The organism is Methanopyrus sp. SNP6, assembly GCF_002201895.1.
Classification (GTDB): Archaea; JAADCQ01; Methanopyri; order Methanopyrales; family Methanopyraceae; genus Methanopyrus.
Genome location: NZ_CP019436.1, coordinates 358,698 through 378,811, shown reverse-complemented (window position 1 = coordinate 378,811; position 20,114 = coordinate 358,698). Strand labels below are relative to the sequence as shown.

The 20,114-nt window shown below is 57.4% G+C and carries 23 protein-coding genes and 1 tRNA gene; 17 read left to right on the top strand and 7 right to left on the bottom strand.

Features of this window, described 5'->3' with window-relative positions; all coding sequences use genetic code 11:
* From pheA to BW921_RS02150, 4 genes are all read right to left on the bottom strand, one after another.
* Entirely contained in the window at positions 1-810 is an 810-nt protein-coding gene (gene pheA / locus BW921_RS02170; protein WP_236953780.1) for a prephenate dehydratase, read from the bottom strand.
* A complete protein-coding gene (locus BW921_RS02165; protein ID WP_148688372.1) occupies positions 810-1,802 on the bottom strand; it encodes a methanogenesis marker 12 protein in 993 nt (330 codons plus the stop codon). The genes pheA and BW921_RS02165 overlap by 1 nt, the downstream gene beginning before the upstream one ends.
* Positions 1,803-1,840: 38 nt before the next feature.
* Positions 1,841-3,772: a Clp1/GlmU family protein gene (locus tag BW921_RS02160; protein WP_236953762.1), complete on the bottom strand. Its 1,932-nt coding sequence runs from the start codon at positions 3,770-3,772 to the stop codon at positions 1,841-1,843.
* Between the two features lie 121 nt (positions 3,773-3,893).
* Complete coding sequence (locus BW921_RS02150; protein ID WP_148688370.1) at positions 3,894-4,829, bottom strand: hypothetical protein; 936 nt, start codon at positions 4,827-4,829, stop codon at positions 3,894-3,896.
* 128 nt (positions 4,830-4,957) lie between these two features.
* Between BW921_RS02150 and BW921_RS02145 the strand changes: the two genes are divergently transcribed.
* Genes BW921_RS02145 through BW921_RS02135 form a run of 3 tightly spaced genes read left to right on the top strand, consistent with a single transcriptional unit; the run spans position 4,958 to position 7,867 of the window.
* Positions 4,958-5,800 (top strand): TatD family hydrolase, encoded by an 843-nt coding sequence (locus BW921_RS02145; protein WP_236953779.1) that lies wholly within the window; start codon positions 4,958-4,960, stop codon positions 5,798-5,800.
* Between the two features lie 12 nt (positions 5,801-5,812).
* On the top strand, positions 5,813-6,691 hold the full coding sequence (gene nadA / locus BW921_RS02140) for a quinolinate synthase NadA (protein WP_148688368.1): 879 nt from the start codon (positions 5,813-5,815) through the stop codon (positions 6,689-6,691).
* Between the two features lie 6 nt (positions 6,692-6,697).
* Positions 6,698-7,867, top strand: a complete 1,170-nt coding sequence (locus tag BW921_RS02135) for a hypothetical protein (RefSeq protein ID WP_148688367.1) — start codon at positions 6,698-6,700, stop codon at positions 7,865-7,867.
* Positions 7,868-7,878: 11 nt separating this feature from the next.
* On the opposite strand, the gene BW921_RS02130 is transcribed toward BW921_RS02135, so the two are convergent.
* Positions 7,879-8,640 (bottom strand): hypothetical protein, encoded by a 762-nt coding sequence (locus BW921_RS02130; RefSeq protein WP_148688366.1) that lies wholly within the window; start codon positions 8,638-8,640, stop codon positions 7,879-7,881.
* Between the two features lie 46 nt (positions 8,641-8,686).
* On the opposite strand from BW921_RS02130, the gene BW921_RS02125 reads away from it, so the two are divergent.
* From BW921_RS02125 to BW921_RS02100, 6 genes are all read left to right on the top strand, one after another.
* On the top strand, positions 8,687-10,960 hold the full coding sequence (locus BW921_RS02125) for an IGHMBP2 family helicase (RefSeq protein WP_236953761.1): 2,274 nt from the start codon (positions 8,687-8,689) through the stop codon (positions 10,958-10,960).
* On the top strand, positions 10,957-11,232 hold the full coding sequence (locus BW921_RS02120) for a hypothetical protein (protein WP_148688365.1): 276 nt from the start codon (positions 10,957-10,959) through the stop codon (positions 11,230-11,232). The genes BW921_RS02125 and BW921_RS02120 overlap by 4 nt, the downstream gene beginning before the upstream one ends.
* A gap of 67 nt (positions 11,233-11,299) precedes the next feature.
* Complete coding sequence (locus BW921_RS02115) at positions 11,300-11,914, top strand: hypothetical protein (RefSeq protein ID WP_148688364.1); 615 nt, start codon at positions 11,300-11,302, stop codon at positions 11,912-11,914.
* A 14-nt stretch (positions 11,915-11,928) separates the two neighbouring features.
* Complete coding sequence (locus tag BW921_RS02110; protein WP_168168657.1) at positions 11,929-13,143, top strand: DUF2162 domain-containing protein; 1,215 nt, start codon at positions 11,929-11,931, stop codon at positions 13,141-13,143.
* Positions 13,119-13,727, top strand: coding sequence for a MotA/TolQ/ExbB proton channel family protein (locus BW921_RS02105; protein WP_148688362.1), 609 nt, complete (start codon positions 13,119-13,121; stop codon positions 13,725-13,727). The genes BW921_RS02110 and BW921_RS02105 overlap by 25 nt, the downstream gene beginning before the upstream one ends.
* A 2-nt stretch (positions 13,728-13,729) precedes the next feature.
* The gene (locus BW921_RS02100; RefSeq protein WP_157665849.1) at positions 13,730-14,104 is read left to right on the top strand and encodes a DUF2149 domain-containing protein; all 375 of its coding nucleotides are present in this window, start codon (positions 13,730-13,732) and stop codon (positions 14,102-14,104) included.
* Here BW921_RS02100 and BW921_RS02095 read toward each other — a convergent pair.
* A complete protein-coding gene (locus tag BW921_RS02095; protein WP_148688361.1) occupies positions 14,101-14,913 on the bottom strand; it encodes a hypothetical protein in 813 nt (270 codons plus the stop codon). The two genes, BW921_RS02100 and BW921_RS02095, sit on opposite strands and share 4 nt — an antisense overlap.
* A gap of 31 nt (positions 14,914-14,944) precedes the next feature.
* On the opposite strand from BW921_RS02095, the gene BW921_RS02090 reads away from it, so the two are divergent.
* The 8 genes from BW921_RS02090 to BW921_RS02055 are packed head-to-tail and all read left to right on the top strand — an operon-like array spanning position 14,945 to position 19,535.
* Complete coding sequence (locus BW921_RS02090; RefSeq protein WP_088335066.1) at positions 14,945-15,127, top strand: hypothetical protein; 183 nt, start codon at positions 14,945-14,947, stop codon at positions 15,125-15,127.
* Positions 15,124-15,738 carry an METTL5 family protein gene (locus BW921_RS02085; protein WP_148688360.1) on the top strand — a complete coding sequence of 205 codons (615 nt, stop codon included), beginning with the start codon at positions 15,124-15,126 and terminating at the stop codon, positions 15,736-15,738. Before BW921_RS02090 ends, BW921_RS02085 begins: the two co-directional genes overlap by 4 nt.
* A 16-nt stretch (positions 15,739-15,754) precedes the next feature.
* Positions 15,755-16,777 (top strand): DHHA1 domain-containing protein, encoded by a 1,023-nt coding sequence (locus BW921_RS02080; RefSeq protein ID WP_148688359.1) that lies wholly within the window; start codon positions 15,755-15,757, stop codon positions 16,775-16,777.
* A complete protein-coding gene (locus BW921_RS02075; RefSeq protein WP_148688358.1) occupies positions 16,774-17,364 on the top strand; it encodes an exosome complex RNA-binding protein Csl4 in 591 nt (196 codons plus the stop codon). The genes BW921_RS02080 and BW921_RS02075 overlap by 4 nt, the downstream gene beginning before the upstream one ends.
* Positions 17,357-18,037 (top strand): DUF2067 family protein, encoded by a 681-nt coding sequence (locus BW921_RS02070; RefSeq protein WP_148688357.1) that lies wholly within the window; start codon positions 17,357-17,359, stop codon positions 18,035-18,037. Before BW921_RS02075 ends, BW921_RS02070 begins: the two co-directional genes overlap by 8 nt.
* A 13-nt stretch (positions 18,038-18,050) precedes the next feature.
* Positions 18,051-18,389 carry an RpoL/Rpb11 RNA polymerase subunit family protein gene (locus tag BW921_RS02065; RefSeq protein ID WP_168168656.1) on the top strand — a complete coding sequence of 113 codons (339 nt, stop codon included), beginning with the start codon at positions 18,051-18,053 and terminating at the stop codon, positions 18,387-18,389.
* On the top strand, positions 18,386-18,979 hold the full coding sequence (locus BW921_RS02060) for a DUF99 family protein (protein WP_148688355.1): 594 nt from the start codon (positions 18,386-18,388) through the stop codon (positions 18,977-18,979). The genes BW921_RS02065 and BW921_RS02060 overlap by 4 nt, the downstream gene beginning before the upstream one ends.
* Complete coding sequence (locus BW921_RS02055) at positions 18,972-19,535, top strand: DUF531 domain-containing protein (RefSeq protein WP_148688354.1); 564 nt, start codon at positions 18,972-18,974, stop codon at positions 19,533-19,535. Before BW921_RS02060 ends, BW921_RS02055 begins: the two co-directional genes overlap by 8 nt.
* 61 nt (positions 19,536-19,596) lie before the next feature.
* Here BW921_RS02055 and BW921_RS02050 read toward each other — a convergent pair.
* Positions 19,597-19,750 (bottom strand) — tRNA-Trp (locus BW921_RS02050).
* Positions 19,751-20,114: the final 364 nt, after the last annotated feature.

Below are 20,114 nucleotides of genomic sequence, written 5' to 3'. Positions count from 1 at the left end.
CTACGGGAAAACCTTGGGGTAAGACCCCAATACCTTGGAGAATGGCGTTCTCTCTCGGAGTTCCGCTAACGCTTCAGACCCTGGGTATAGCATCCTGTGACCCTCAAAGTCCAGAAAGAAAACGTAGTCTCCCAACCCGCTCTTCGCGGGTCGAGATTCGATCTTAGTGAGGTTGATACCCCGATCCGCGAAGATACCCAAAACCTCACGTAAAGCACCCGGACGATCTGTTACCGAGAATACTACGGATGTCTTGTCCTCTTTAGTCGGGGCCCTATCACGCCTCGAGATGATCGCAAACCTGGTCTCGTTATTTTCCAACCTTATCTCCTCCACTATGTCCAGTCCGAACCGCTCCGCGAGCCTCGGTGGACCTAGAGCGTAAGCACCCTTCTCCGACGCCAGTTTGGCAGCTTCGGCGGTGCTCGCCGTGGGCACGAACTCGTGGTTACCGAGTAACTCTCGCAGCGCTTCCCGCGCCTGCTCATACGCCTGGGGATGTGAGTAGACCACGGGCTCACGATCGTCGGGTTCGGATCCGGACATCAGTGCGTGTAAGATAGGTAACACCAACTCTCCGAACACTCGTACGCTCCTGTGTAAGAGGTTATCCAAAGTTTCTCCTACGGATCCCTCCAGCGAGTTCTCCCACGGGACCACACCATAATCCGCCTCACCTCGCTCTACACGCAAGAAAACCATGGTAATAGTACTAGCGGACTGGAGCTCCCCATTTCCCCCAAGTTCCTCCTCAGAAAACCGCTCAGCCGCCTCCTCTGTGAACGTGCCTGGTGGCCCTAGGTATGAAATCAGTGGCGGCGAGAAATTCGCACCCCCAACACCGACCGAGCTCCAGAAGCTATGTCTGCGGCTATCAGCGCCAGTCCCATCGAAGCCGACTCGGGCGGTAACCCGGCGACCCTGTTAAAAGCTTTGCTCAGGACCCTCTCAAGCGCTCCCATGAATTCGTCGTCTCCCGACAACGTACCACCAATCCATGCCTCGTCGCAGTCGTAGACTATACCTAACCCTACCACTTCCCAAGCGACTAGTCGTGCCAGCCACTCCTTCTCTTCTTTGCCGCACCTCTGGATGAATTCCTCTACAGCGCTCTCTGGGTCTTTTCCGGCGCAGTTAACTACCTTAACGATCCCTCCGGTTGAAAACGCCTCGTTGGCCGACAGTTCACCCGAGTCGATCCTGCGAATGGCCTCCAAGTCTAATGGTCCTTGCAATATACCCGGTGCACCTAGGCACGCGTCGATTCCGCCGATTACTTCACCATCCTTTACCACCACGGAAACTGTGTTCGAGCTCGTGTCACACACCACTAGATCATCCGAAGAGGACAACTCGAGTGCTAGCCTCGCGGTTCCTAGCTTCTCACCGCTCGCCACGTGTGAGAATATTCGGAATGCCCCGTCCAGCCGTGGTAAGTCCCGATGGATACCCGGTGCTAGGTAGGCCTCAACGCCGAGCTCTGACAGCTCCTCGACCATACGCCTCCCGGCGCCGAACTCTTGTCCCGATCCGCCGGTATCACGTAGTCCGTATCCCACACCGAGATCCTCCGCTTCCTCTAGCGGCGTGAACTCCGTGAGCGCGTCGCCCATTCCATAGTTCAGGCAGATGCACTCGGCCTCCTCTACTGCCCTCCGGGCCTCGTCGGGGAGGGATCGGAGTAACCCATGCTCGGCCACCTTCCGTCTCGGTGCTTTGCCCAAAAACTCCGGGTCTCTCTCACCGTCGCACGCTGCGACTTTGATTCCAGAGGTACCGTGATCGATCCCTACGTACATCATCGCCGCAACCCCAGAAGATTAACACTTCGGGACTGTGGTCAAACTCGCACGTTCATAGGCTCGTGAGACCCCGTCTCAGGATCCACTTTGAGTGAGCCCAGCTGAACGACACGAATCGTCCTGTCGCGGAGTAGCCGGCCCTCGACTTTCAGTTCTCCGGAGGTGAAGTCAATTTCTCGAATCACGCCGATACCGAGCAGATCACCGGCCCCGTCGCACAGTCCTACCAACACTCCCTGAAGTTCTTCCTCATTGACTACAACGAACTCTCGGACGTTAAGTAGCCGTCTAAGCTCTCGGGCATGTCGGCCGCCGCGTCCCACGATTCGACCGGCCTGGTCTCTAACGACCAAAATAACGGCATCCGGCGCCCTCTCCGCGTGCAATATCTCCGGTTCGACACCTGATACAGCCTTGATCAGTGCGGGCAGCTTGCTCTCCTCCTCTAAATCTACTGGTTCACCCGTCCCTATGAACGCCCGCTGTACGGAGATTTCTTCCAAGTCGAGCTCCAGGATCTCCCGTTTCTCGAAGAACTCGCGCAGTACGCGCTCTCTACGTCGGATACGGTCCTTCCGTTCAACGTCTTTCACGGCCTCAGGTACCGTGAGGTCATGTACCTCGATGTACTCTAAGGACCCTACCATACGTTTGATGTGCGATACCTGACCGTTACGATCCAGGAACGCCACGTGCGAGGGCCTGATCACGTCGACCTTGTGGAGTTTAAGGGCCCTGGCCGGTCCGCCGTGGACCATCCCAGAAGTATCAATGAGTACGGCATTCGTCCCTTCGGCCAGTGCGAGGTCTACCATCCTCCGAGTCCCTACGGTGGTTTGGAGTAGGTGTCCCGATGGTGTGATCGACCCGACGAAGTACCCGTGTCTCATTTCCACCTCGGAGAGGTCGTGGATGGTGTCCTCTACGATACCCAGGGAGACGACTGCCGGAGGTCCGACGTCCGACTGTCCTATATCGGCGTCGACGACACCTACCTTGAGCCCTCGTTCCACGAGCTCGTTGGCGATGAAGGTTACTAGCGTCGTCTTACCGGAGTCCTGAGGACCGATCACCATACAAATCGGTGTTCCACCGTGATCGGCCAGCTCTTCGGCTAACTCTTTCCAGTCCGATGGTATTTCGACGTCGTCTTCTTCGACCGAGTAGCCGGCGCCGGTCCCCAGGATTAGCTCTACCTCGAGCTCCGAGTCAGTGGTAAGCGTCAGCCGCTCCCCACGCCTGATCACTAGTTCTTCACCCTCACATACTTCTGTACCTTTGTTCGTGGTCGCCTCACCTCGAATTACTAGAGCCCGGGACGGTCCATCTACCCTGATCGAGCCTCCCTCGATCCGAACGCGCTCACGCTTCAACTTCCCTCCCCTCTCACTCCCTCCCCTCCCACCACCATCAGGGACACCTGCTTTACCCCGAGTGATCTCCTTCAGCAGCTTTTCGGCGATGCGTTCTTCCATCACCAATACTACCCGATCGTCTACCCGTCGCCACACTTCTGCCTCGCCTAGCTCACGACCGTCCACGAACACACGTACACGATCTCCCTCTCCGATGTGGATGGCTCCGCCTAGTGGTTCCACGGAAACGGCGACCTTGTCCGGGGGGAGCGTGTGCGAGATCGGGGGCTTCGCACCCGCGATGAGTACCTCGACGTCGCCGTCCCGCACGCGGACCACGGCGCGGCCTATCCCGGTCTCGCTCTCCAAATCTCGCTTGATCACTCGCTCCACTTCCTCCTTCGGAGTGCCTCGAGGGAACTCGTACTCACGTCCCGCGATCCGTTCTTTGACCTCTGTGGGCGCGGGTGGTTCTCCGGGGATATCCTTGATCTCGTTTGGGTTCTCTGGGGGACTGTAGACCTTAGTTCTGGGATTCACCGACGCCCGAATCCTCACCCGGAGGATCCTCTCACCGATAGCGTCCCCGTACGTTCTGGCGGGAGTCGAGAACAAGGTGGCGATAGCCCACGCGATCACTACCGGTACAGGGCCGCCGCGATGAACGACCCCGCGAACACGTAGAGACCTCGAACCACTCCGAGCGCTACGGCCCATGACAGGGACGAAACGTCGATCAACTTACTTCCACCACCTCGTCTCCGAGCCGAACAGTTCCAGGCTCTACGGTCCGGAACTTACCCCCCTCGCGGACCAGCGTTACGTCGCCTATCTTGATCTCAGATGTTACCGGTTCTTCGGTGATGCAGACTTCGTACCTGAGATCAGTACCGACCCGAACGGTCACCCCTTTCTCCAAGTTTACGGCGCCTCGCATCCTCCCAACGTTGAGCGAACAGACGCGAATTCCACGCTTTGCGGCCGTCGCCAGGTAGAGATCGGTAGGATGCACCGAGGTTACCTCCGTGGGTCTTGATATCTCCACCTTAGCGCCCGTCGTTCCCGCCAGCATCGCGACGTCCGCTACCACGTCTAGGCCCGCATGTTCTGGCGTCTTGTTGCTCACGTTCCCACGCCTGACGGTCATGAGATCGTGAATCGAGACAACCTCGCCTTCTACACGCACTTCGAACCCTTCTGCCGGTTCGATCCTTCCCTCCACGTTCCTAACCGTAGACGGGGCTTCTCCCTCGCGGATGAACGTCCTTTTAGCCGCGGGCTCCCCAATCTCGGGTGGGTCGGCTGGACCACCCAGCTCCTCCACGGCCTCCATCAGGTAACAATCTGCCCTCCACACGTGCTTCGCGTGCCCCGGGTCGCCCCGGATCTCGACTATCGCGCCCGCGTACCCCGAAACATAAAGTGCCGCCAACACGTGCTCCGGTACGATCACTGATGGATTGTCCGGGCCCGGGGGCTTCGTGGGATCGGAGTGCAGCGTCACCGTATCTTCCACCATCCTCACGTGCTCCAAGTCCGCGTGAACTCGACCATCCGGGGTTACGAACACCACTCCGGGACGTTCTTTGGGCTTGATCCGCAGCACGTCCTCTTCCGACATCGGTGCGTGACCGCGATCCCGACCGTATTTACGCCTTAACTCTACCCACATTCCGCCAACCCCCGGGCGATGAAGAAGGCCACCACTCGGGAGACGGATGATCGGCCGGGATGACGCCGAGCCCTCACGTCATCCGATTTAAGCCAACCTTCAGGATGATCCGGGGTGATCGATTGCGGGTGGCTACTGACGTACATCTTCACTTCAATCCGGTGAAAGGTGACGGGTACAAGGTCTTTGAGAAGTTCTATCGAGCTGGGGGTACCGGGTTCGTATCCCCGGTTCTAACGCTTCGGAGCTATCGAATCCACGGATACAGTAGGGAAGACTTCGAGCGCGCTTACCTGTTACATCTCGAAGGGGTCCGGTACGGCAAGCTCGAGTATCCGCTGAGAGGATATGCGGCCTTAGGCTGGCACCCGGCCGAGGTGACGACGCTGGCCGAAGAGCGTCCCGAAGAGGAAGTGCTAAACGTCGCAGAAACCGTGTGCGGTCTCATCGAGAAATTCGCCGCCGAGTACGAAGAGGTAGTCGCAGTGGGCGAAGTAGGTCATCCCCACTATCCCGTGCCCGCTGAGGTGAAGCGTGTGTGCCACAAGGTGTTCATCAGGTTCCTGGAGCTGGCCAAAGATCTGGACTTGCCGGTGATTTACCATGGACCCAAAGCCTCGGGGAAGCACTACATGCGACTGTACGAGTACTTAAAAGACGTCGGATTCGACTTCGACAGGTTCGTGAGGCATCGGGCGACATCCGACGTCTCCGCAGCCCGAAACGTAGGAGTGTGGCCCTCAGTACCAGCCTCTCGGCGATCAGTACGGGAAGCCGCGGAGCACGGTCCGGAGTTCATGCTGGAGAGCGACTACTTGGACGACCCTAAGCGTCCCAACGCCGCCCTACCTCTCCGTTCGGTGCCCAAAGCTGCCAGAATCCTCCGTACCATCGATCCGGACCTCGTACCCAAGGTAATGATCGAAATTCCAGAACACGTATTCGGGGTCGAGTTCGAGCCGTTGGTTTAGGGGGTAGGTACTGTGGAAACGTTCGTGCTGGCTCACAACTATCAGCGGCCCGATGTGCAACTCATGGCGGACTGCGTCGGGGATTCGCTAGAGATGGCCCTAGAGGCCCGGGAGATCGATGCTGATCGTATCGTAATGTGCGGAGTGGATTTCATGGCGGAGGTTGTGAAGGCACTCAACCCCGATCGTGAAGTCGTCGTGCCCGACCACCGCGCTGCGTGCGGTATGGCCATGCGGCTCAGGGTGGAAGAGCTGCGAGAGTTTCGCCGCGAGCATCCAGACGCCGCCGTGGTCGCGTACGTCAACACGAGCGCCGAGGTGAAAGCTGAGGCTGACGTGATGTGTACCAGTGCCAACGCTGTCGAAGTCGTATCCTCACTCCCTGAGGATAAGATCATCTTCGTTCCCGACGGTAACCTCGCGGCTTGGGTGCAAAAACACGTGCCGGACAAGGAAATAATTCCGTTCCCCGAGCATGGTAGCTGCCCCGTTCATCACTCGCTGTCTCCTTCTGACTTACGCGAACTGTGTTCTCGACATCCGGACGCCGCCGTCGTGGTACACCCGGAATGTCCCCCTGAGGTATGCGCGATGGCGGATTTCGTCGGCTCCACGTCCCAAATACGTCGATACTGTGAAAAGGAGAACATCAGTAAAATCGTGATGGGAACCGAGGAAGGCCTCGCCTTCCGGATACGTCGCGAAACTGGCACTGAAGTCATCGTCCCTGGTCATATGGTGTGTGCCGATATGAAAATCAACACGGGAGAAAAAGTCGAAAGAGTGCTCGAGGCCCGACACGTCCCGAAACCGCTCATAGTGGAGCTGGACTCCGACCTCATCTCTCAGGTCGAAGAAATCGTCGAGGAGATGTTCAGACTTACGAGGTGAACCGGGATGATCGGTAGGATCTTCCGTCGAGATAGTAAGGTCGTACGAGATCGACTGATGAAGATAAGGCAAACGATCGACGCGACCGAAGTAGATCCAACAGCAGTCGCGGAGACCATCGGGGGACCAATGGAGAGCAGCTCCCGCGGCTCGGGAGAGGGATCGAAAAAGACGAGACAAGATGAGGTGGAGGAAGAACCGTCGAGGGAACCACACGAGGAATCATCGGCCGAGGAACGTAGCGAGGTCTCCGCCGAGGCATTCCTAGAGACGTATTCTATGAGGAAAGGCACCGCGACCGTTGTGGCGTATCCCCTGTACGAGATATGTAAGACACTATGCCTGTCGGGTATCCTCCGTAGAAAGACGCGTAAGGTACTGGAAGACCTCACGGCGGTTCGGCTCCCCCTCCTCTTGGCTTCTCACAACGCCGTGGGACCGACGAGCGACCTTCTCGAGGGTTTCCCCCCAAAGGCTTCTGGATACCAGGTAGCCTCACCGTACTCCGCTGATGCACTTAGGTCTCTGGCACCCGAATCGATCGCCGTGACGGGATACAAAAGCGGTCAAGTCGGAGCCGAACCCCTTCGAGGTTGGAAGCGGATGCCGAACGTATGCTCATGGGGTGTTGAGGCAGCGGTCGCCGATGAGCTTTGGGACCAAGCACCAGTCGCTGTTGCGGTCACCGATACAATCTCCGCACTCTACGGTGTTTACGTGTCGTCAATGCTAGATGCTCCTACGCTGGACTTTTCTTATCTATGGAAGTTCACAAAAGGGAAGCCGTTGTGGAGGGACCCACGCGGTGGAAAGCACGCTATCCAGTGGACCCAGTGGAAGTTCCTCCGGGAACTGAAATTCGATTATCTCATCGTGGTAAGCTGTCTCAAGGATCGCCGGTTCAAGCGTGTAGTCCGTACACTGGAATCTGAGATCAAGGTCAAGATCGTGCCGATAACCTCCGAGGATCCAGGAGAATTGGGTGAGATCCTCCGCGCTACACTGGAGAACCAAGTCCCGATGGTCGGCGATGAGGTGCACAGGACGTTTCAAGTGGAACCCGTATTAGTAGAGTTCGTGAAACGGGCTATCCTCGCCCCACTTCCAGTCTCCGACTTCAACGAGGCCAAATCTTCCCGGTTTTACCCTCTAATAATAGATATCTCGATCGAGTGAAGTGCGAATTCTCACACGTTCCAGCACTCTCGGAAGTACGAAGCTACGGCTTCGGTGACTCTTCCGCCCAGTACTCGGAACGCTAGCGCGTTCCCTCGACGGATACACTCGTATGTCTCAGTTCGTCTTTCGGGTAACGGCGCATGGATCGTGAACTCCAGACACTCCGAGAGGGACCACCTTTCCGACCGTGGCTTGCGTAGTCGGGCTGTCCGGTTCAGCCTCCCTGGGTCGCTCACTTCGACGTCGGGCCACTCCGGAGACAATACGAGTGAGCACGCTCCGGAGCGGGCTCGGAGGTTCAGGTAAGAGGCGAGCACGGACGTTGTCTGATCACCGAGTCCACACTTGATCAGTGGGATGTCAACGTGGAGCTCGTACAACGCCCGGAGACCAGGTCGACCTCTGGTTAATTCCGAGACGTTGGTACCGTCCATCACTCCGTCCACATCTCCTACGGTTTCGTGTATCGCCCCGTAAATCGCCCGCTTGCACAGGTAACACGGGTGTTCGTCTCTGTCCTTTCGGAAGACATCCTCGACGTTGGGGCGGATTCTGATTTGCTTCACATCCACAGGGGTCGGCGGACACACGTTCACTACGTACGGCAAACACGCCGTGCAGGCGATCACGTTCTTCCGTCCTAACGCCTTGACGGCAGCGTACAGGAGTACCGAGCTATCAGTACCACCGGAGTAGGCTACCGCGACGCGATCGTACGTTTTCTTTATGTACGAGATGAGGGCGCGCAGCCGGCTCAGAAACGGTCTCACAGAACGGTACCCCCCCGGTAATGTAGTGTTCACCGGGGGTGTAACCATGAAGGAAGTGTTGATCAAAGGGTTTAGTCCGGGGGACTCTCCGAGAGATGTCCTGGATACACTATCCTCACTCGGTGTAAGACCACACGAAGTCGGTAAAATCTGGCTGGCTAACCGAGCCGCGCTGTGCCAGGTCGAGCCTCGTGCGGCTCAACGTCTCCTAAGACATGCTGACGTGAAAGTACCTACGGGAGAGGAATCCGAGGAGATTAAGGTAGTAGACGCCTACGTCAAGAAGTTCCAGAGGCTAGTCCAGCTGGAGCGGGAAGCTGAGATGAGGGCGATGGAAAAGGAAATCAGGAAACTTTCAGGCAAGGAACGTGAGAAGAAAGGAAGAGCAGTACTCGGTTTGCGTGGTACGAGGGCCGGTCGGGAAGTCGGAGGTTACTATCTGGTGAAGTACGGCCGGTCCAGAGAGATAGATACACAAATATCCGTGGGCGATCTTGTCCTCGTGAGCCGCGGTGATCCACTGAAGAGTGATCTCACTGGAACCGTGGTGGAGAAGACCAAACGCTCGATTACGGTTGCCTTCGATAGCCCCCCACCCAAGTGGGCTGTGGGCGATGGGATCAGGATCGACCTATACGCTAACGACGTCACTTTCCAGCGCATGATGGAGGCGCTAGAACGAATAAGACACGCTGAGGGTCGACTCCGAGAGCTCAGGAATACGATCATCGGACTCAACGATCCGGGCGACGCGGAGCCAGAGGACGTGGACTTCGTCGATACTGACCTTAACTATTCCCAGCGGGAGGCCGTGGAACACGCCCTAGGGGCGCCGGATTTCTTCCTAATTCACGGTCCTCCGGGTGCGGGTAAGACCCGAACGATCACCGAAGTGATCGTCCAGGAGGTCCGGCGTGGTAACAAGGTCCTCGCGACGGCCGAGTCTAACATCGCCGCGGACAACATCTTGGATTATTTGATAGAGCGTGGCGTGGAGGCTGTTAGAGTCGGGCACCCTGCCCGTGTCTCCAAGAGTCTTAAGGAGCGGACACTTAGCGCGATCGTGGAAAATCACCCACTGTACAAGAAGGCGGAGAGCCTCCGGGAGCGCGCTTACAGGCTCATTGAGAAGCGTGATCGATACCAGCGCCCGGTGCCCAGGTGGCGTCGAGGAATGTCCGACGAGACCATACTCTACCTAGCGAGAGAGGGTAAGGGAGCCCGAGGTGTTCCGCCGCGTGTAATCCGGAGTATGGCTAAATGGATCCACATCAACAGGAAGGTCCAGAAACTCTTCGAGGAGGCGGAGCGACTGGAAGAGCGCGCTATCCGAGAAGTACTAGAGGAAGCCGAAGTCGTGGTCACTACGAACGCCGGCGCAGGGTTGGAGTTCCTCGAAGACGTCGAGTTCGACGTCGCCGTAATCGACGAAGGATCGCAAGCCACGGAACCTTCAGCGCTCATCCCGATCTCCAGGGCTAAGAGGTTCATCATGGCGGGAGACCACAAGCAGTTGCCCCCGACTATCTTAAGTGAAAAGGCTCAGCCGGAGCTCTCTCGCACGCTCTTCGAGCGTTTGATCGAAAAGCACCCGAAGCTCTCCAGGATGCTGAGAGTGCAGTACAGGATGCACGAGAGCATCATGGAATTCCCGAACCGAGAGTTTTACAACGGTAAGCTCGAGGCTCACTCGAGCGTCCGTCGTCACACGCTCGAGGACTTAGGTGTCGGCGAGCCCGAAGTAGGCAGACCCTGGGCTGATATCTTACGCCCTAAGGAGCCGCTGGGGTTCGTGGATACATCGCACTTACCAGAACGCTTGCGGAGGGAGCGACGCCGTCCCGGCTCCAAATCCCGTGAAAATCCGATGGAGGTCGCGATAGTCGCCTTTTTGTCGGAACAACTGGTTCGGCAGGGGTTATCTCAGGAGGATCTAGCAGTTATCAGTCCGTACGACGACCAGGTGGACCTGATTTCGAAGGCCCTCGACGAACTCGGGCTCGACGACGTCGAGGTGAACACGGTCGACGGGTTCCAGGGTCGGGAGAAGGAGGCCGTGATCGTATCCTTCGTCCGAAGCAATCCTAGAGGTGAAATAGGGTTCCTAAAGGACATGAGGAGGTTGAACGTCGCTATCACTAGGCCTAGGCGGAAACTCATTTGTATCGGAGATTCCGGCACGCTTTCCAGCCATCCGACGTACCGCAGGTTCATCGAGTACGTCAAGAAAAGCGGCGCACTGATAAAGCCGGACGAGCTGCGCGAGGTGGCTCCCTACTTAGACCTGGTCCGCTTAGCACACGGACGTGCCGGGGGGTGAGCAGGATAAGTGAGATAGTAACGGAAATGTTCCAAGACGGACAGTTGTTCTTGGGGATGGGAGAGTACGCTCAGACAATGGCTTACGACGAGCTCCTCCTGTGGTTTGACGTGCTTTTCGATGACGAGCACATTCTAGACGATGGGGACCGAGTTGAACGGAAGGTCGGGGAACTCCTAACCGCCCTATACTACGGGACCGTAGGCTACACCGTGACTGAGCACACCGACGAGGGTAACAATAATTGGATATATGTCCACGCTCACACATGATCCAGAGCCGCAAAACGATTATAGATTGTTACGTGGCAACTACTGGGTAATACGAGGGGTAGTGGAGTTGCGATGGAAGGTGGCAGCAGCGCTCGTGGCCATTCTCGTGCTATCCCCAGCACTCGTTCATGGGTCGTTCGACCACCGATTCCAGAAGTACCTCCGCATGGAGAGGTTACAATCCGCTGTCAACGACATCGACGGAGCTACTAAATGCGTTGCCACCGTACTCGCCTCATCCCCGTATTTGGCCTACAAGGCTGTTTTGTACGATAATACGCTCCGCGTTGGGAACAATCCGGGACGAGATCGGTTGGAGTTGCTTTCCGCTATCCGCAGTGCTGAGCGTAAACTCGAGCTCGCCCGACTGAAAATCCGGAAAGCGAGAGCGAAAGGTGTTACCGGTCTCGATCGGGCTGAGAGGAACGTCTCGCGGGTTCTCTCAGCGCTACGCCGTGCCGAAAACCGTGTCAAGAAGCGTGCGCCCGGGGCCATGGACGACCTGCGCGAAGTCGAGGCTTTGACCCCGGTGCTGCGGACACTCACCGAACGGAAGTGGTGGCTCGTTCAGGAAATCACTTCGAAGTTGCCTAAATTCAAGTATTATGAGCTGTCAGAGAATCTACTTTACTTACCACCGTTCAACATCCTGTTCCCTCTGATCGGCGCATTCGGTCCATGACGGGGGAAGGACGGGTGTTCCACGGTGTGATCGCGGCTTTCACTACTTATCTAGGTGCCAGCGCGGCGCTAATGCTAAGATACCATTCCGTCGGCGTGTCGGAAGCACTGACCTACGGAGCCGTTTACGGGATGGCCGCGGCCGCCGTCGGAGTCGGTACGGGAGTAATGCTGGCGCGCGTGCTAGGTGTCCGTAAGAAGCGTCGTGAGATAATTCGCGCCGTGTTGGAAGGGACGGCGCTTTCCGGGGTCGCCCTCCTCGTCGGCCTTCTCGACGTGACTGCCGGGGCTATCGCGGCGTCCTCCGTCGCTCTGATGTATCCATCTTATCTCATCTCACGTGATCTCGGCGTATCACCCTTCAAAGTTGTCACCCTCCTCGCCGTGACGTCTTCGGTAATCGTGGCTGCGCTGACCTCGTGGATGGTCGTTCCAGCCTTCGCCGATAACCCGATTTACGCGCTTGCGATAGCGTTCTTCGTGTTCATCGTGGGGTTAAAAACGGGATTAGGAATAGGATTCGCTGGTTTCCAGTTACGTCGTGGGGCGATGGCTATTGCAGCGCTCTCCGGGATACTAATACCTGCGATAATAGGCCTAAGTCACTTGGTCTCCAAGTTCATAAAAACAGCGCTCGCTATGCAAAGATACGCCCTCCTCGGTCACGCCTTGCTGGGATTGTTCCTTATCGGACTGGGAATATTCATAGCACGTAAGTGGGCAACGGAAGGTTCGGCGAAAGATCTCTCCAAGCTGGGAGCATTCATCGTGGCCGTTCCGTGTCCGATCTGCCTAACCGGAGTGGCCCTATCGGTCGCCATGTACGCCGAGATAGGCGCACTTAACGTCACTCAAGCCGCCTTGGTACTCTGGACTTGCTTCGTTTCGACGGCGTACGCTACCTTGATCGTCGCCGATGCTGTCATCGAGGTTCTCAAAATCCCTCCGGCTGTGGCTCTTAGCGGTCTCGAGAACTTAGTGGGACTCCTCTTCATAATCACTGGGATTATCGCGTGGGCCTACCCGTTATGGAAGCGAGCACCTAAACTCAAGCTGACCCTTCCGAGTCCATCGGAAATAGGACCGTGGGCGTTACTGTTCCTGACTTTGATGGCGTTCGGGTACCTGTGGGCGGCGCGCAAGGCTTCACGAGGAAACTATCCACCGGATAACCCAATCGACGATATCATCAGGGCGGTGATCGAATGGCTAGCGTCGCGACGGCGATAACTAAGGCGCTGTACGTGGTAATGGAGCTGTTGTTTTACCCGACGGTAGTACTGTTGCTGTTGTCCTTAGCCTACTCTCTGATGGAACTGGCCATATTCCTCCGTGAGGTGGCCTACCGGCCCAGGTTCACCAGGAAGGATCTCGAACAGATTGCGGAGAAGTTTCCGGACGTGAAGCGACTTCCTCCACACTTCTCGGAGTTTCTGAGGAGAGTAGAACAGATTGTCGAGAAATCCGATTCTGCGGACGAGGCCAGTTTGAGGGTCGAAAAGGAGCTGGAGAACCTCGAAAACTTTCTGGCCAGCAAAGTCAGCAGGACAAGGATTATCGTGCGTTTAGGTCCCATGTTGGGACTGATGGGAACGCTGATCCCATTGGGACCGGGATTGGAGCAGCTAGCTAAGGGTAACATCTCGGGCTTAGCGACATCTTTGATCACGGCGTTCGCGACCACAGTAGTCGGTCTGGCATCCGCCGGAGCTTGTTACGTGATCACGTTGTTCAGATCTAGGTGGTACCGAAAGGACGTCTCGGATCTCGAATTCTTGGCTGAAACTATACTCCAACGCGAGTTCGGGGGATGACGTTGCCCAGGTATCTGAGGAGACGACGTCGTAGGAGGTTTCTGAACGGCGATGACAACGACGACCCACTGGCCGGCGTCGCCAACCTGTTCGACGCGGCGATGGTTTTCGCCCTGGCGTTCATCATCACCATGTCTTCCAGCTACGGTCTCACTAAAATCCTCAGCCCTAAAACGTCGGAAGCTACCATCATCACCAAGACTACCACGGGCAAGGTTACCGTCACGAAGATCTACCGCACTCCCTCCGGGCTAAAAGTGGAGAAGTTCAAGGAGGTTGCTAGGGCGAAACGTGGCGGTGCACAACTCGGTCACATGAAGAAGCTCGGCGGTGCGGTGTACAAGGCTGGTAATAGATACATTTGGGTGCCGGGCTAGTGCCGGCGTATCGTCGGTATCGGGAACACCGGCAATAACCACGATCCACCACCGCCCGACTGAGGTGGCCGCTCTGGGGTCACACTCGGATCCCACTGACTAACCCATGACAAAAGTTCCACAGGATCGGCCGGAATTCTTACGTCATCGATGATGAACGCGTCCGTAGCGTTCTCTTCCCAACCGTACTTTCGGTAGAACCACCTCAACCAATCGGCTAGGCGCAAGTCGGGGTTTCCGAAGTAGCGTTCCGACAGCCTCCTGAGGTAAGCGCTGATGACATAGTCGCCCATGAGCTGTTCCGCGACAGCACACGCCTCGTCTACGTACCGCCAGAACTCGTCCGGGCTACCGAACACTCGAATAGCCCGCCCTAGCGCCCAACGTGCGAACTCCACCGCGTTCTCTTGCCATGGGTAGTAGAAATACCGGAGCACCGTCTTGATGCCGGCTCGTTCTCTCCACTCCTTGATCGGCGACGTCCTAACGTGTGTGTAAAGATCTAAAAGAAGATGACTGGCGATACCCGTCTCCACGCACCACAGTGCTGCCTTTCCATCGACTCCCTGAAGCGTCCTGGATACAGTCCGCTCGACTATCACAGATGCATAATCGTAAACGTGCGTGGGATCGTGGGCCCACCGGTAGTCCACGTACCTTAAGTCCGAGTACCGGTCGTGGTAGGCCGCCGTAGCGAAGTCCGGTGCTAATGACCCGTACACGATTATCCCGCCGTATTCCGGATTCTGTGGGTACGACATCACCGCCAATAGGACTCCGTACGCCAAGTGCACCGGACCCGCAGGCATTTCGAACGCACCCCCGACTGGGGGAATGATGTTGCCGGAACACATAATCTGCGCATCGTGCGGTAAGAGAGTTGGTCGAAAGCGAACTCCTCCTGAGTGTCCGTACTGCGGGAAGAAGAAGTTTGTGCGGATGGACCCAGAGGAGCGTTTGGGTAGAGGACCAGAGTGGTGGAAGGAAGTCGAACGGGAGCGGAGGGTGCGTGAAAGGCTTTGATAGATCGTCGCCTGGCGATGAAGCTCGACGAGTTGGATGGGTTTCCGGAACCGAAACTATCACTTGAGCAGTACGAGACTCCCGGGGAGGTGATCCGAGTGCTGCTCTCGGTCGCCGAGAGGGAGTTCGGACTCGAATGCTCGCGCGTACTCGATCTCGGAGCCGGTACTGGTAGGATAGGTATCGGTGCGGCGCTTGCAGGGGCGTGCGAGGTCACGTGTGTGGAGGTTGACTCAGAGGCCGTCAAAGTGGCACGGAGGAACGTGAAACGGGCTGGCGTCGAGGACAGATTGGAAGTCGTCGAGGCGGACGTTCGGGATTTCGAGCCCGAGGACCAGTACGACGTTACTATAATGAATCCCCCATTCGGAGCCCAGCGGCGTGGCGCCGACCGGCCATTCGTAGAGGTAGCCCTGGAGGCGTCATCTGGTGTGGTCTCACTCCATCGCGCGGGTACGGAAGAGTTTTGGAAGCGTCGTGCCCATGAATTAGGGGCTACATGTGACACCGTCGGATTAGTTCGATTCCCTATCCCGGCCATGTATCCTCATCATCGGAGCAGGATCCGCCACGTAGACGCTGCGATTCTAGTCTTTAAGAAGATCGACTGACAAAAGGGGGTTTCCTTTGGATCCCATTAAGGAAGTAAGGAACGCGCTGATCCCACACCTGAAGAAGCTGGAGGACGAGCGAGTCGCGGTAATTTCGGATATCGACGTGGATGGGTTAGCGAGCGCTGCGATCCTCGGTCACGTGCTGAACAACGTTGGGGTGGACTTCGTGCTGTACTTCTCCCCTCCCGCCAACTTCGAGGAAGTCGTCTCTGGAATCGCTCCGGAGTGTGATGTGCTGATAGCCGCAGACCTAGGGTCTACCGGGGAGACAGCGATCCACGACGCCAAGTCCGAGGGATGTCGGGTGATCGTCGTAGACCATCACCAAGTACTCGAGGACGTGCGACCCGACGTATTCATTCACGACACCAGACTCTGTGCGGCCGAACTCTGCTATTGGGCCACGGTCGATCTGCACGAGCGTGACCTACGACTCATCGCCGCGTACGCGGCCTTCACGGACTACGCCGAGGAGTACTCCAGAGTACTCAGAGAGGTCCTCAAGATGTACGACCGGCGCAAGGTTTACACGGAGGCGAGCCTGCTCGACTACGCACTGATCCGGATGGATGGCGAATACCGACAGGAATTGGCTCTCAAGCTCCCGGAGACCTCCGTCTCCGAGCTGGACGAGGTGTATGAGCTCGCTCGCGATGCTATGGCGGAGGAACACGAGGTGCTCCGTCGAGCGAGGGAGGTGGCGGAATGCCTGAACGAAGTCGTCGCGTACGCGATCATGGACGACGTCCACCCCGCAATGACCGGAAGAGTCGCATCTCACGTAGCGGGCGTGAAGCGAAGACCCGTGGGCGTATGCGTTCGACGGGGAAAGATCAGCGCCCGGGTAGTCGAGGGAGAGGAGATCGACGTAGCCCGAGCGATCAGAAAGGCGGCGACCGAGGTGGGCGGAAAGGGCGGTGGACACGCACCGGCGGCCGGAGGCGTCGTCCCAGAAAGCAAGGTCGAGGAGTTCCTGAGACTGTTCGGGGAAGAGGTGAAGAGACAAGTCGAAAGCGTCCGGACGAGAAAGTCGTGAGACGTTACGTGGAGCCAGGGAAGTTCGTACTGCCCGGCGACAAGATAACCGTGGCAGAGGCGTTTTACCCTGGCCCAGGTACCTACGAGGATGGTGGTGTCGTTCGGGCCGCCATCATCGGGCGAGTGGAAGTGGACCTCGAGGAGCGTGAAGTTCGCGTCGAACCGTACGCGGACACACCACCGAAACTGGAACTGGGATCCTCAGTGATCGGACGAGTGCAGTCGGTGAAAGAGCAGGTCGTTCTCGTCAAGATATGCTTCGTGGACGATCGGACGGACCGCGAGCCTCCAACCTCTGGAGTAGGAGGGGTCCACATATCAAAGGTCAGAGACGCCTATGTGGAGGATCTGGCCGACGAGTTCCAACCCGGAGACATCGTTCGCGCTCGAGTAGTGAGCACTAAAATGCCGATACAGCTGTCCACTATGGGTAAGGAATACGGGGTAGTCCTCGCGTACTGCACCCGATGTAGATCCGAACTCGAAAGGGTGAAGGGTCGGACCCTCCGTTGCCCCGTGTGCGGTCACACCGAGACGAGAAAGGTCGCTGCCGGTTACTTGCGGGAGGTCGAGAGCGATGCCTAAGATGGAGAAGCGCGAGATAGCGTTCACCTTCCCCGACCGTGACTCCGCCCAGCGATTCCTCCGTGCCGTCGAAACTACTCAGGCCCGAGGTGTAGACACCGTCGTGGAGCTTCGCGGTACCCGGGTTAAAGTGAAGGTGTTCGGCCCGCATGCCGCGGTTAAAGCTCACATCTGCAAGTTGGGAGAACTTCGTAGGACCGTCCTGTCCGAGTCGGAAGAAAAGAAACAGGTTAGGCTCCACCTGAGCACGATCTGCAGAGAAGCCGGCGCCCCGAAGATACCACCCGAGCTACTGCGCGACGCACTCCGCCGCCAGGGTTACCGGGCAAGGGTTCGCGGCCCGTGGATCACCACGAACGCACCCATGAGTGAGCTCCGCGAGCTCGTTAGAGAGCTCGCCGAGGCTTACCGCGAGGCGAGGTTTTACGCGGCATCGGAACCCGTGCGCCGAATGCTGGCCATCCTCTCCCACGAGTACGACGTCGACCCCATGGATCTAGCCTATGAGGCCATCGAACGGGGAATACTTCGGGAGGGAGAAGACGGGCGTTGTGAGCTCCGGGAGGACCCGAAGTCCACGGAGCGCAAATTAGAGGAGATCGCGTCCGAGCTCCGGAAAGCCCGTAAAGGTATGGGTAAGGCCCTGGAGGACTTCCTCCACGAACCCTTGTGACGGGGTGAATACTGTGAAACTGCCCGAGGTTGAAGTCGTTGTTAAGAAATACGACAAAGACGAGGTCCTTCTCGAGCTGCCCGGTGAGGACCACACCTTATGTAATCTCTTAAGATGGTCCTTAAACCAGCAGGACGGAATCGTCGCGACTTACAGAATTGAGCACCCTATACTCGGTAAAGAACACGAAGTCGACGAAGAACAGTACGTACCACCGAAGATGCGTATACGGGTGGTCGATGAGGACGCCGACGCCAGAGAAGCCCTCGAGCGGGCCATAGAGGAACTGCTGGATCTGGTGAAAAAGGCTAAGGAGGAGTTCTTGGGGGCGTTGGAGGAGAAGGAAAGTTGAAGCTCAGAGAAGTGAAGCCGGAGATAAGAGTGTTGGGGATCGACGACGGTCATTACGGCCCAGAGGACGATAGAACACTCGTTGTCGGTGTTGTAATGCGCGGCGGACAGTGGATCGACGGCGTGATGAGCACGGAGGTAACCGTCGACGGCCTCGACGTCACTGATCGGATCGCGGAGATGGTCAACAGGTCCAAACACAGGCCTCAATTGCGCGTAATCCTGACCGACGGAATCACATTCGCGGGGTTCAACGTCCTGGACATCAAAAAGTTACACGAGGAGACTGGTTTACCCGTAATCTCCGTGATCAAGCGCCGGCCCGACGTGGCATCTGTGGTCTCCGCTCTTAGTAATTTGAACCATACCGAGGAACGCCGGAAGATAGTCCTCAGGGCAGGTCCAGTCCACAGCGTGAAAACACGTCGAGATGAACCTCCAGTCTACTTCCAGTGCGCTGGAGTCGAACCTGACATCGCTAAATTGGTGCTCAGACGCACGGCGACTCGTCACCGTCTTCCCGAACCCATCCGGGTCGCTCACTTCATCGCCACCGGAGTGACCAAAGGGGAATCATCCAGCGATGCCTAAGCGCGCCGGCAGGGTGACCATCGGCCTGTACAACTCCTACGACCCGCGGCGCTTCCACGAGATACACGCACGGACTATCGCCCGGGTGGCACCGCTCTGCGTGGCCTTCGACTTCAAGCTCGCACTCTTCGGGTTCCCGCTGGACGATTTAGGCGTAAGGACCCCACACGAACTCGCCGAGTACGTCTCCGAAGAGACTACCATCGGTACTTCAGGTCGCGAGATGCTGGTGCTGGCCGAGCGCAACCTGTTGGAGGTTTACGACTATCCCGAGCGCGGCTTCCCACCTCAGCTCGGCACGATCATCGGGACAACCTGTCGTCCCGACGAGCGGAAGGCCATCGAACCCGAGGATGTAGTTCGAGAAGTTTTTCGGCCCCGATCCGTAACCCTGGTTTTCGGACTCGGACGACGTGGACTGCCTGCGGAGGTACTCGAAGCGTGTGAGTATCACCTCGATATCACCGGTCGTAGGATACCCCTCGAAACCGCCACGGCCATCGGGGCGGTCACCGCCGTTGTCGGGCACCTGATCAGGAGGGAACTAGAGGAATGAGCAGGTTGAGCACCCTTTACTGACTGGGCCACCGTTATGGTTTTCATAACAATTCGGGGCTTGGTGGGCCCGCCGGGATTTGAACCCGGGTCACGGGGTGTCTTCGACCCGCCTCGTCGCTCCAGGAGTCTCCCCACCAGGTCCGGCACACCCCATGGAAGTCATCGGCGGGTCCCTGGAGCCCCGCATGATAGACCTGGCTACACCGCGGGCCCGCCCCCAAATGTGGGCAGCATAGGACAGGATATATAATGGTTGCGTGCGCTGGCATCGATCGGACGATCGGTTAACTCGTACTCAGTACCTCCTCATCACATGCAACAGTCCCTAGATGAAATTAAGCCGATTTCCCGCCGCATATACGCACAGACAGCAGGACGTTGCCCTACATTTCAGACAAGACAAAAGAATAGAGTAACTCCGTTCGATTCAACTTCGAACCCTACGAGCGATCTCCAGAGCGAATCACCGGTGTTACAAATTTCAAGATCGTGTTACCCACCCGACCACGTTATTATCGTTGAGGAAAAGCTGTGGTGGCTATCGCAGCTGACCCCGTGGTGATCCCGATTAAGCTAG

Coding starts and splice junctions, on each gene's coding strand:
- BW921_RS02165 (WP_148688372.1), bottom strand. CDS start 1,802: ATGATGTACGTAGGGATCGATCACGGTACCTCTGGAATCAAAGTCGCA.
- BW921_RS02150 (WP_148688370.1), bottom strand. CDS start 4,829: ATGTGGGTAGAGTTAAGGCGTAAATACGGTCGGGATCGCGGTCACGCA.
- BW921_RS02135 (WP_148688367.1), top strand. CDS start 6,698: ATGATCGGTAGGATCTTCCGTCGAGATAGTAAGGTCGTACGAGATCGA.
- BW921_RS02125 (WP_236953761.1), top strand. CDS start 8,687: ATGAAGGAAGTGTTGATCAAAGGGTTTAGTCCGGGGGACTCTCCGAGA.
- BW921_RS02105 (WP_148688362.1), top strand. CDS start 13,119: ATGGCTAGCGTCGCGACGGCGATAACTAAGGCGCTGTACGTGGTAATG.
- BW921_RS02095 (WP_148688361.1), bottom strand. CDS start 14,913: ATGCCTGCGGGTCCGGTGCACTTGGCGTACGGAGTCCTATTGGCGGTG.
- BW921_RS02070 (WP_148688357.1), top strand. CDS start 17,357: ATGCCTAAGATGGAGAAGCGCGAGATAGCGTTCACCTTCCCCGACCGT.
- BW921_RS02055 (WP_148688354.1), top strand. CDS start 18,972: ATGCCTAAGCGCGCCGGCAGGGTGACCATCGGCCTGTACAACTCCTAC.